Here is a 10,999-nt window from a genome sequence, read left to right as displayed (position 1 = left end):
CCGATCCGAATGCCCCACGCGACGGCATCGTTGTCTTTGAAGTCAGCCGAGGGCTGGATGGCACCGAGTTGCGTCTGAGTGTCACCGATATCGACGTAGCGAACGCCGCCGGTAATCTTGACGTTGTCCATCGTGTAGGTCGCACCAAGGCCGATGCTGCGGTAGCCATCGGTCGGACCGAGGTTGGACGAGAAGCCACCCGTGGGCTTTTCGTAACCGAGCGTGACAGCAGCCGACCAGTTTTCGTTGAATTTGCGACCGACACCCAACGAGTACGAGATCGTATCGTCATCGTAGGACACCAGCGAAGCGCCGCCTGTGATCGCTTGGTAATGTGCCGGCGTGATGTCGAATGCACTCCACTCAACCCACCGGATCGACCCGAACAGAAGTGTGTCCGCAGCGATTCCGGTCTGGAATTCGAGATTGACCGATTGCGGCGTTTCGACCTCGGTCACCGAAGTCAGGGTAGCTCCGAGCGTGGCCAAGGACGTTTCGGCCGTGTCAAGTTTGTGCTTGATCTTCGAGTTGTAGGTCAGCGCTACACGCGCGGCGATTTCGGGTTTTTCCCATGCCACACCCACAAGGTAGCCCAAGCCACCATCACGGGAACCGTTTGCGTTATAGGTGGCGATGAACGGAATTGACGCTTCGGCTGACAGGGTCTGGTAGCGAAGGCCGCCGAATATGCTGATGTTCTGCGGTGTCTTGTACTTCAGGATCCCGGTGATCGCAGAGGATTTGAGCGTCGCTGTCGATCCGTTCGCGTAATAGGCGGGCAGAGCGGTCGCGACCGGATAGTCGACATCCGCGCCGAAGGGCTTGTCGATGATGACCGCAGCTTCAAGAGAGTTCGAGAACCTGTGTTTGTAACCCGCACTGAATTGTGTGTAGTCACCTGACATGTCGCCAGATTTCGCACCTTGCAAGCCCGGGAACGGCAACGCGACTGCGGTTCCTGAAACTGAAGGTGAAACTGACCCAAGACTAAACTCCAGATAGTTTCCTTGCTCGAACAGAATTGACGTGGACTGTCCTGACCGGTCCACTCCTCCGGCAACTGCCGTGGTTGCGCTAAGTGCCACAACAGCAGCGATGCTTGATACTTTCTTCATTTTTTCCTCATCCCAAACGCGTTCGTGGTTGCTTGTTTTTTTAACGAACCCTAGTCAGGCCTTGACGCGCACGTCAATTAATGACGTCACGTCTCATTCTATCGCGTTCCAGTTGTTACGCCACGGAAACTTTGCCGGAGCGGACATTTATCCAGTTTGCGATCAGGATCACACAGCCGCCGATCAGAACCCATTGGTCCAGAGGTTCGGCGTAAATTGCGGTTCCGATCAAGGCGATGACCGGAAGGCGCAGGAAATCGACCGGGGTGACGATGGAGGCGGGGTCCAGCGTCAACGCCTTGGTCAGGCTGAAATGCGCGCCGAGCCCGGCCAGACCCATCACCATGACCCAGGGCATTGTTTCGGCCCCCGGCAGTGCGATATCGCCGTCATAGCCTGCACAGACAAGGCCAAAGACCGATTGCATCACCGCCAGCCAGAAGAGGATACTGGCGACCGGTGCGACCCGGGTCAGGCGCTTTGTCGCGATGGCCGTGCCCGCGAATGCAAGGGCGCAGAGAAGGGCTGCGATCAGACCGATAGAGAGGCCGCCCGCGCCAAACGGATGCGCGACGATGAGGATGCCGCTGAAGCCAAGCAGCACCGCCATGAATTTGGTGCGCGTCATGCGTTCGGACAGAAAAAACGGCGCGGTCAGCGCGACAATCAGCGGGCTGGAGAATTCAACCGCGAATAGCTGCGCCAGCGGAATGAGAGCCAGCGCATAGAGCCAGAGGTTCTGCCCTGCGAAATGGATCACGTTGCGCACAGCATGCTGGCCAAGATGGCGGGCTTCGATCTGGTTCAACCGCCCGGTTGTCGTGGCGAAGGTCACCACGACGATCACCCCGATGAGCGACCGGTAGAGCATCATTTCGAACGTATCGAGGTTTGTGCCGATCTCCCGCCCCGACACGGCCAGCGCTGAAAACCCGACGATGGAGCCGATCATCCACAATGCCGCCGCGACGGGACGGTGGACGGCGATGTCGCGCGGGGCGGCGGTTGTTGTCATTCAAGCCTTCCGGATGCTTTCCCGCGAGCGTGGAAGATGAAGCCGAGGAAATTCAGCAGCACCTGTGCGGCAAGGATCGCGGTAGACCCTGTCGGGTCGTAGTCGGGCGCGACTTCAACCAGATCAATCCCGACGACCTCATGTGCCCGCGCAGCCCCCTGCAAAAGCTCCAGCACCTCGTAATACAGAAAGCCGCCATGACTCGGCGTACCGGTGCCGGGCGCGATCGAGGGGCAAAAGCCGTCAATGTCGATGGTGACGTAAAGCCGTGCGCCCTTGGGGATGCGCGCCAGAACCGCCTCGGCCCCGAGCTTGCGGATCTGCCGCACCGACAGGATATCGGCACCCATCGCGCGGGCGGCCTCATAACCTTCCTTCGCGGTGGATGAGACGTTGCGAATGCCAAGCTGCGTCAGACCGGTCACATAACCCTTCTCGGCCGCGCGGCGCATCGGGTTGCCGTGGCCGTGGCGCACGCCGTGGCGTTCGTCGACGAAATCGAGATGGGCGTCGATCTGCAGGATGTGGATCGGTCCCTGAGCGTCAAAGGCGCGGATGCAGGGGATGTTGACCGAGTGGTCGCCGCCGATGACGACGGGCAGGGCCCCTGCCTTCAGGATCGCCCGGACGCCGGCCTCGATATTGGCATGGCTTCGCTCGGTGTCGGTATGGACGATATCGGCGTCGCCAAGATCGACGATGCGCACATCCGATCCAAGATAGGTCGCGTCGTCCTCATGGTCGTAAGCCCCGGCATGGCCGAAGGAAAAGAGCGTTGAGGCCTCGCGCACCGCGCGGGGGCCGAAACGGGCACCGGGGCGGAACTGGGTGCCGAAGTCGTAAGGTGCCCCCAGGATCGCGGCATCGGCGTCGATCCGGGTCCAGTCCTCGACATAAGGCCGCTTGCCAAAGGTCGAAATCCCGACGAAGGGCAGGTTCAGCCGCCCGCTGTCATATCCATGTCCGCCCATCTGTTGCCCCCCATGTCACCGTCAGGCAAGTCTTGCCATGTTTCCTGCCGGAAGTAAGCCCCGACCCACATTGGCGCGACCGAAATGCCGCAACCTGCCGGAAAGTTTCAGATGGTGCGCTGCCGCCCCTCGAAAGCCCCGGACCTCTTCGCCATCATGATCGCAACACACAGTCAGGGATGACGGAAATGGCATTCAAACCTCCGGCGCCGACAAAACCGGGGCTGTGGCGCCGGACACCTCCGGCGCTTTTCCCGGCGATCATGGGGCTTTTCGGTCTGGGTCTTGCATGGCGCCGGGCGACCGAGGTCGCGGGCGTGCCCGCCGGTATTGGTGAAGCGATCCTTGGTGCGGTGACGCTGCTCTACCTCTTCGCGCTTCTGGCCTATTGCGGCAAGATGTTCCGCCGACCGGCTGTGATCGTTGAGGAGTTGCGCATTCTGCCGGGCAGGGCGGGTGTCGGGGCGATGGTGCTGTGTCTTTACCTGCTGTCCCTCACATTCGTCCCATACGCATCTGAGGTTGCCCTCGGGCTGCTCTTCGCCGCTTTCACCGTCCATGGGGCTCTGGTTCTGCTTCTCATCTATGTCTTCGCGACAGGACCGGCCGAGCAACGACGGGTCACCCCGGTCTGGCACCTCAATTTCGTCGGCTTCATCATCGGTGGACTCGCCGCCAATGCGCTCGAGTTTTATGGGACAGCCTTTATTATTCTGGGCGTCACTGCACTGATCGCGGTGGCGATCTGGGCCATCAGTGCCGATCAACTCGTGAAGGAAACCGTACCTGCGCCCCTGCGTCCGCTGCTGGCGATCCATGTGGCACCTGCCGCGCTTTTGGGGTTGGTGGCATATGGGTTCGAGTTTCATTCGGTTGCACATGTCTTTGCGGCGCTTGCGGCGATACTGGTCGCATCGCTGGCAGCGCGCGCAGTCTGGGTCGTGGCGGCCGGATTTTCGCCGCTCTGGGGCGCGCTGACCTTTCCGGCGGCGGCGACCGCGTCGCTGTGGCTGGCGCTGGGCGGCATCTGGCACTGGCCAGGGGTGGGCTTGCTGGCGCTCACCACGCTGGCTATTCCGGTGATCGCGTTCAGGATACTGCGCCTCTGGGCAGGCGGGCAGCTTGCCGTCAAGACCAACGCTGCAACGGCCTGAAGGTTCCAAGACAAAGCGATTGAGGGCGTAGCGGCGGATTGATGAGATTTGGCTATGTCACCAAACGGTGCTGGTCAGGTCTGAGCGCGGAGCGGAACTCTGCGTTTTGTCTAATTCGCCTGGTGCCCGCAGCGTGACTCCGGGCGACTGGGCGTATTTGTGAATGGCAGACAAGTTCCGAAAGCCGCCAACTCGATCTGCGGATACGCTTCCGAAGTGATAACTTTCCCGACCGGTTCTTCGTTCATCCAAAAGGGCCTTTCCGCTTCATCCCCCTATTTCCCGACGCCATTCGGCGAGTGCCGCATTGTCCGGGGCTCCGGCGGCGGGTTTTGGCGTCGGCATCGATATCTGTGGCCGGGTGCGGAAGTAATGTGCCTCGCGTGCGCCGAAATAGAAACCGACGATGGCGGCCAGAAGCCACCAGAGCGGCTCGGGCACATAGTTCAGCCCAACCATGCGGCGGGTAAAGCTGTCGGGGTCGACCATGGCGTAAACGAAAAGTCCGAGCGTGCCCAAAGCCAGCATCGGACGGGGCAGTCGGTTCAGCGCATTGACGAAGCGATCGAAGACGCCATCGCCAACATATTGAAACTCGGTGCCGAATTCGCCAAGCGCGGCCATATAGGCATCATGGGCGGCCTGCATCTTTTTCGTGGCATTGGGGCGAAAAACCTCGGCCACATTGGTCGCGGCCTGACCGAGAGCGCTGGTGGCGGAGGGACCGCCCAGGATACGTCCGATCAGGCCCATGTTGCGGTCCTTGTCCGGTGCTCGGCCTCGGTCAGGTGGAAGCGGGGTGAGATGAATTCCTCGGCCCTTGTGATCCAGCCACCCTTGCCGCCATCGCGGCGGCGCGCGTATTTGCGGCTCGCGGGGCGGGCATCGGCCAGCGCGTAGTAGTAGTTGCGACGGGCGATGCCATAGGCGTCGGCCACGAGATCGGGCTTGTCCGCGCAGGCCTTGTGGGCGGCGGCGATGCTGATCGGTCCGAGAGCGCCATCGACAGTCAGGTCATGTCCCATCTCGTTCAAGAGCCTTTGCAGCACCTTCACTGCGTTCGACCCGGCATTCACATACATGTCGAAGACTGACGCCTGCAAAGCCTCGGGCAGTTCGGCAATGCGGGGGCGACGGTAGTAATGTTCGACGAAGATATCGGTGGCCTGATCGCGGCTCAGGCGCTGCACATCCGCCTCGGTCACCCTGCCATCGCCGGTCAGGTCGAGCCCGAGGCGCCGCATTGTGTGGATGGTCACACCGTGATTGGTGGCCCCGCCGGGATCGTCGGGGTCATTCACATAGCCGCCCTCGCGGGCGACGATGGCTTTGGCAATGTCGGTGACTGTCTGCATCGGCCTTCCCCTTCGCTTCTGGGGAAGGCTCGGGCCGAAAGGTTAATTCGTCGCTGGGGCAGCGTCCGGTTCGACATAGACGCCCTGCTCCTTCAGCGCGTCGATCACTTCCTTGGGCATGTAGGTCTCATCATGCTTGGCAAGGATTTCTGTGGCTTCGAATGTGCCATCGATCAGCTTTCCGGTGGCGACAACGCCTTCGTTTTCACCGAAAAGGTCGGGCAGGACGCCTTCGTATCTCACCGGGATCGCAGCGCCGCCATCGGTGACGCTGAAGGTGATTGCGGCGCCCTGACCGCGCACGAGGCTGCCGTCTTCGACCAGCCCGCCGATGCGAAACGTCTCATTCGGGCCGGGGGCCTTTTCGGCCACCTCGCTGGGCGAGCGGAAATATTGCAGCGCGTCGGGGGCGGCATAGTAGAAGGCACCGAAACTTGCCGCCATCGCGACGGCGGCAAGCACGATGATCTGGATGCGGCGCTGTTTTTTCAGACCCTTCATATGATCCTCACGGGAAAACCGGCGCGAGCATCAGCCCGGCGGTCTCATCGAGCCCCAGCATCAGGTTGGCGTTCTGCACCGCCTGACCCGAGGAGCCCTTGTTGAGGTTGTCGAGTGCGGCCACGACCAGCGCGCGGCCCGTCTTGCGGTCGCCCACCACGCCGATATGGCAGAAGTTCGACCCCGCTACAGCACCCGTTCCCGGCGCCTGACCAAAGGGCAGGACGGTCAGGAAGGGCTCATCGGCGTAGCGCCCGGTCAGCGCCGCATGGATCGCCTGCGGATCGCCCTTGACGTAGCACGAGGCAAGGATTCCGCGCGACATGGGCACAAGATGCGGGGTGAACATGATCTCGACCTTCCGGCCCGCAAGGGCGCTGAATTCCTGATCGAACTCTCCCAGATGCCGGTGCTTGCCGCCTTGACTATAGCCAAGCACGTCGGTCTGCCGCTCGGTGAACAGCATGTTTTCCTTGAGCGACCGCCCGGCGCCGGAGATGCCGTTCTTCAGGTCGCAGATGATGTCGTCGAGGTCGATCAGTCCGGCTTCGATCAGCGGCCTGAGCGCGAATTGCACGGTGGCGGCGTTGCAGCCGGTCCCGGCCACCAGCCGCGCCTTGCGGATGTCGTCGCGGTAAAACTCGGTCAGGCCATAGACCGCCTCTTTCTGCAAATCCACGGCCACATGCGGCGCGCCGTACCACTTTTCATATGCCGCAGGATCGCGCAGCCGGAAGTCGGCACCAAGATCGACGACCTTCACCGAATTCGGCAGGTCGCGCACCAAAGCCTGCGAAAGCCCGTGTGGCAGGGCGGCGAAACAAAGGTCGATTTTCGAAAAGTCGATCTCTTCAATGGTCGACAGCACCGGCAGCTTCAGGTGCCGCAATTGCGGATAGACACTGGCCATTTCCTGCCCCGCCTTGCGGTCGGCGGACAGGGCCTCGATTTCCATCGCGGGATGAGTGGCGATGATCCGGACAAGTTCGGCCCCGGTATAGCCGGACGCGCCGAGAATGGCGATTCTATGGGTCATGGGCCCTCCGCTCGGGTGTGAGGCCGTTTGTTGGCCGAGACTGCCGCGTCTTTCAACCGAATTCTTCTTGAGGCAAGGTCATGTTGAGCCCCCGCATGGCCCGAGCCAGCCCCATGCGGGCCTGGAAAACCCTGTGAAGGCGCATGCAGCGAGGATCATGCCTCCGGCAGAGCCTCCTGCAGAAACCGGATCATGTTGCCACCCATCACCTTGGCGATCACCGCCTCGTCCAGCCCCCGGTCGATCAGCGCCTGGGTCAGCGCGGCCAGTTCCGAGGTGTCAAAGCTGGTCCGAACCGCGCCATCGAAATCCGAGCCGAGCGCCACGTGATCTGCGCCTACCACACCGATAGCTGCGATGATGGCGCCTGCAATACCCGCAGGTGTGTCGTCGCAGGTCACATCCGCCCAATAGCCGATACCGATCAGCCCGCCTTTCGCGGCGATATCCCGCATCAGGTCGTCGGGGAAATTGCGCACCGTATCGCAATGGCTGCGGATGCCGGTATGGCTGACGACAACCGGCACATCGACCATCCCAAGCACCTCGCGCGCCATGGTGGGCGAGGCATGGGCGAGGTCGATGATCATCTGCTTCTCAACCATTTTCTGCACGACCTGACGGCCGAACTTTGTCAGCCCCTTGTCGCCACCGGCCTCGCCATGGAGCGAGGCACCAAGGGCGTTGTCGAAGAAGTGCGTGAGCCCGATCAGCCGGAACCCCGCATCATAGAGCCGGCCCAGATTGCCGATCTCGCCCATCAGGGCGTGGCCACCCTCGACACCAAGAATGCCGCCGACAACCTGCTCGCCCTCGCCCCGCCGCCGCATAACCTCGGCCAGATCGGCGCGGGAGCGAACGATCTTCAGCGCCTCGGGGGCCTTTCGCTCGGCCCGTTCCAGTTGCCGCGCCTGTTCCAGCGCGCGTTCGGTCAGGTCGCGCCAGGACCGGAACGGGCGCAACTGGCCGATGTAAAGCAGCGTGACGTCGTCGCGCGCATCGGCGGCATTTTCCTCATAGTTCAGGCCAGAGGGGCTCTTGGTCACCGTGGTGAAGACCTGCACCGCGACATTGCCCTCGGCCAGACGCGGCAGATCGACCTGCCCGCGGGTCCAGCGTTTTGTCAGGTCGCGGTTCCAAAGCAGCGCATCGGCATGCAGGTCACCGATGATCAGCCGCTCATGCATCGCTTTCGCCGCCGGGCTGACCGGCCAGGGATCGTGCACGGTCACCGGGTTCTGCATCCGGTCGGCAATGCCCGGGCCGAACACGAAAAACCCCGTCGCGCCCAGCACGATCAGCGCGAAGAGCCCCCGCAATATCCGCATCGCCTACTCCCTCGCGTCAGGAGGCGAGGATCACCCGCGCCTCGTGCCGTTTTACCGTCGACCTTGCCGCAGGATAGTCGGCTGAATTCGCCGCGCAAAGCCCGGGAAAGAGAGAATTTATTTCTTCTCGTTGGGCCGCGTCCATGCCCGAGACAGTCGCCAGCGCCGGCTGGAAGCTTTCGGTCCAGAGCCCGTCAGAGCGGATGACCTCGTGCCGGTCGAACATCAGGTGGATGTAGCTCACCCCGGCAGCGCCGCTGTCCTGAACAATGCCCGGCAGGCCGACGAAATGCTGCGCCGGGGCAAAGACCTCGGCCTCGCCGGTCACGAGTTCGGTACTATGCCCAGACAAGAGCAGACGGTGTTGCGGCGAAAGGTGCATGTCCTGCAACGGCAGTCCCTGCCTGCAGGAGCCTTGAGCAAAAAGGACCGGGCGCAGTTTCGGATTGGCGACGAGGTCAGCCGAAGACAGGTCGCGCCGTCCGATCCAGCGGACAGGCTGATAGCCGCGGTCGAGCGTCAGGACGCGGTCCCCCACCTTCAGCATTTCGACCGCGACGGGTCCCGTTTCAGTCTCGATCAGTGTTCCGTGGGTGAAACAGGGCACGATCGTTTCAATGTTCGAGAAGGTCATCGAGCCGATGACCGCGCCGCTGCCATCAAGGAACTGGACCGTACCGTTTTCATGGTCGGGGGTCGAATAAAGGATGTTCGTCGTAGCCCAGGTCCAGCCAGAGGCGGCAAGGTCCAGAACGTCTTTATCGCCGGTATTCTCCGACCCGTCGACCACATCGCCTGCGGTTATGCCGCGGAAGATGTCATCGCCGGTGCCGCCCACCATCGTGTCCGCACCGGTACCACCGTCGAATGTATCGTTTCCGGTGCCGCCAAGGATGCTGTCGGTGCCCGCGCCGCCAAGCAGCGAGTCACTGCCATCGCCGCCGTCTATCGTGTCATTGCCGATGCCCCCAAGGATCGTGTCATTGAAGGCTCCGGTGCCGCCGAAGAGGGAATCGTTGCCGTCACCGCCATCGATAAAGTCGGCATCGCTGCCGCCATCGACAAAGTCATTGCCGGTGCCACCAAGAATGGAATCCGTCCCAGCCCCACCAAGCAGCGAGTCATTGCCATCACCGCCGTCAATCGTGTCGTTGCCGATGCCCCCAAGGATCGTATCGTTGAAGGCCCCGGTGCCGCCGAAGAGGGAATCGTTGCCGTCGCCGCCATCGATATAGTCGGCGTCGGAGCCACCATCGGCAGTGTCATTTCCGGCGCCACCAAGGATGCTGTCAGTGCCTGCGCCGCCAAGCAGCGAGTCATTGCCATCGCCGCCGTCTATCGTGTCATTGCCGATGCCGCCCAGGATCGTGTCATTGAAGGTTCCCGAACCGCCGAAAAGCGAGTCGTTGCCATCGCCACCATCGATGGAATCCGCGCCAGTGCCGCCATCGACATAGTCGTTGCCAAGGCCTGAGAGCACCGTGTCATTGCCCGCGCCTGCCCGCACCCGGTCGTCCTGCCAGGCCGTGCCCGCACCCGAAATGCCGTCGCCACCATCGATCCGGTCCGAGCCATTGGCGATGGGTTCGACATAACCCGCATTGATCAGGTCATTGCCCGAGGTCCCCTCGACCCAGCCATCGTCAAATCCGGTCTGAACCCGGTCGATGGTCAGGTCCCCACCGGTCTGCGCGACCGAGTTGAAGGTGATCGACTGGATCGGTTTGGCCTCATAGACCGTCGTGTCGGTGTTGGCCGTGAATTCGGGGGCGAGGAACATCTGCCCCGTGGTCGATTGCAGAAAGACGGCGGTGACACTCGCCGTCGTGCCATCGGCATAGGTGATCGTCGCGTTGTACTGGACGGAACTGTCGAAGGTGAAGGTCTGCGTCCCCGCGCCGATATTTGTCGTGAACTGGTCGTTGGCGGTGGTGTTGTTGGCATCAAGTGCGGTCGCCGACCCGCCATTATTGATCATCGTCGTTGATGTGATGTGGGTGTAAAGCGGATCGGCCGCCGACCCATAGGTCTGGCCGAGGAAAAGGTTGCGCCCCTCGGCAAGCGTATTGCCCTCGGTCGGGTCGAGCATGGATGTCGACGTTCCAAGGTAGATCCAGTTGAATGTGGTCGCCATGACCGGGTGAACCCCATAGGAAACGGTCCATCCACCGGATATTGCCCCGGCCCTTGCGGGGTCCGGGGTGTTCTGCCTCAGGACAGAAGCGGCCGATGAAACGCGTCTCGTAAGACCTCAGTTACAATGGCCCGCTTTGCGTCGCCCAAGACGAATCACCGGTCATTTACGGACGATTTACCATCGGATCGCGGCATTATCACGGCAGATTGCGCTGTCCGGTTGCATGCCGTTTTCCTGCCGGAACTCAGAGAACGGTCCCATGCCGGACGGACGACGTGAACAGCAAAGCGGTACTTCATGAGCCCGTGAGGCGAATGACGGGAGAGCCCTTTGCGGTCGTTGCAACTGGCACAACATAAGCCGGGCGAGCGCCTGCCCGTGGGGTGG

The 10,999-nt window shown here is 62.0% G+C and carries 10 protein-coding genes; 1 reads left to right on the top strand and 9 read right to left on the bottom strand.

All coding sequences use genetic code 11. From position 1 onward, the window contains the following. The 3 genes from WBB85_RS16635 to speB all read right to left on the bottom strand — a co-directional run. Positions 1–1,115: OmpP1/FadL family transporter (locus tag WBB85_RS16635; protein WP_432639714.1), on the bottom strand; the 1,115-nt coding region annotated here is incomplete at its 3' end. 115 nt (positions 1,116–1,230) lie between these two features. Next, on the bottom strand, positions 1,231–2,130 hold the full coding sequence (locus WBB85_RS16630) for a DMT family transporter (protein ID WP_432639713.1): 900 nt from the start codon (positions 2,128–2,130) through the stop codon (positions 1,231–1,233). Continuing rightward, positions 2,127–3,101, bottom strand: coding sequence for an agmatinase (gene speB / locus WBB85_RS16625; RefSeq protein ID WP_432639712.1), 975 nt, complete (start codon positions 3,099–3,101; stop codon positions 2,127–2,129). The genes WBB85_RS16630 and speB overlap by 4 nt, the downstream gene beginning before the upstream one ends. 188 nt (positions 3,102–3,289) lie before the next feature. On the opposite strand from speB, the gene WBB85_RS16620 reads away from it, so the two are divergent. After that, entirely contained in the window at positions 3,290–4,255 is a 966-nt protein-coding gene (locus tag WBB85_RS16620) for a tellurium resistance protein (RefSeq protein ID WP_432639711.1), read from the top strand. A gap of 267 nt (positions 4,256–4,522) precedes the next feature. Here the strand turns inward: WBB85_RS16620 and WBB85_RS16615 are convergent, their stop codons facing one another. From WBB85_RS16615 to WBB85_RS16590, 6 genes are all read right to left on the bottom strand, one after another. Next, a complete protein-coding gene (locus WBB85_RS16615; RefSeq protein WP_432639710.1) occupies positions 4,523–5,008 on the bottom strand; it encodes a holin family protein in 486 nt (161 codons plus the stop codon). After that, positions 4,999–5,610, bottom strand: coding sequence for a holin-associated N-acetylmuramidase (locus WBB85_RS16610; protein ID WP_432639709.1), 612 nt, complete (start codon positions 5,608–5,610; stop codon positions 4,999–5,001). The genes WBB85_RS16615 and WBB85_RS16610 overlap by 10 nt, the downstream gene beginning before the upstream one ends. A 42-nt stretch (positions 5,611–5,652) precedes the next feature. Next, a complete protein-coding gene (gene ccmE / locus WBB85_RS16605) occupies positions 5,653–6,111 on the bottom strand; it encodes a cytochrome c maturation protein CcmE (RefSeq protein WP_432639708.1) in 459 nt (152 codons plus the stop codon). A 7-nt stretch (positions 6,112–6,118) separates the two neighbouring features. Beyond that, positions 6,119–7,147: an N-acetyl-gamma-glutamyl-phosphate reductase gene (gene argC, locus WBB85_RS16600; protein ID WP_432639707.1), complete on the bottom strand. Its 1,029-nt coding sequence runs from the start codon at positions 7,145–7,147 to the stop codon at positions 6,119–6,121. 155 nt (positions 7,148–7,302) lie between these two features. Then, the gene (locus WBB85_RS16595; RefSeq protein WP_432639706.1) at positions 7,303–8,475 is read right to left on the bottom strand and encodes a dipeptidase; all 1,173 of its coding nucleotides are present in this window, start codon (positions 8,473–8,475) and stop codon (positions 7,303–7,305) included. A 16-nt stretch (positions 8,476–8,491) separates the two neighbouring features. Continuing rightward, entirely contained in the window at positions 8,492–10,609 is a 2,118-nt protein-coding gene (locus WBB85_RS16590; protein WP_432639705.1) for a Hint domain-containing protein, read from the bottom strand. Between the last annotated feature and the right edge of the window lie 390 nt (positions 10,610–10,999).

This window comes from Albidovulum sp., from assembly GCF_049646345.1.
Lineage (GTDB): Bacteria > Pseudomonadota > Alphaproteobacteria > Rhodobacterales > Rhodobacteraceae > Albidovulum.
This window is presented reverse-complemented; position numbering and strand designations above follow the sequence as displayed.

Excerpts from the sequence above, each read along its gene's own strand:
- WBB85_RS16620 (WP_432639711.1), top strand. The coding sequence starts at position 3,290 with ATGGCATTCAAACCTCCGGCGCCGACAAAACCGGGGCTGTGGCGCCGG.
- WBB85_RS16595 (WP_432639706.1), bottom strand. The coding sequence starts at position 8,475 with ATGCGGATATTGCGGGGGCTCTTCGCGCTGATCGTGCTGGGCGCGACG.
- WBB85_RS16630 (WP_432639713.1), bottom strand. The coding sequence starts at position 2,130 with ATGACAACAACCGCCGCCCCGCGCGACATCGCCGTCCACCGTCCCGTC.
- WBB85_RS16610 (WP_432639709.1), bottom strand. The coding sequence starts at position 5,610 with ATGCAGACAGTCACCGACATTGCCAAAGCCATCGTCGCCCGCGAGGGC.
- speB (WP_432639712.1), bottom strand. The coding sequence starts at position 3,101 with ATGGGCGGACATGGATATGACAGCGGGCGGCTGAACCTGCCCTTCGTC.
- argC (WP_432639707.1), bottom strand. The coding sequence starts at position 7,147 with ATGACCCATAGAATCGCCATTCTCGGCGCGTCCGGCTATACCGGGGCC.
- WBB85_RS16615 (WP_432639710.1), bottom strand. The coding sequence starts at position 5,008 with ATGGGCCTGATCGGACGTATCCTGGGCGGTCCCTCCGCCACCAGCGCT.
- ccmE (WP_432639708.1), bottom strand. The coding sequence starts at position 6,111 with ATGAAGGGTCTGAAAAAACAGCGCCGCATCCAGATCATCGTGCTTGCC.
- WBB85_RS16590 (WP_432639705.1), bottom strand. The coding sequence starts at position 10,609 with ATGGCGACCACATTCAACTGGATCTACCTTGGAACGTCGACATCCATG.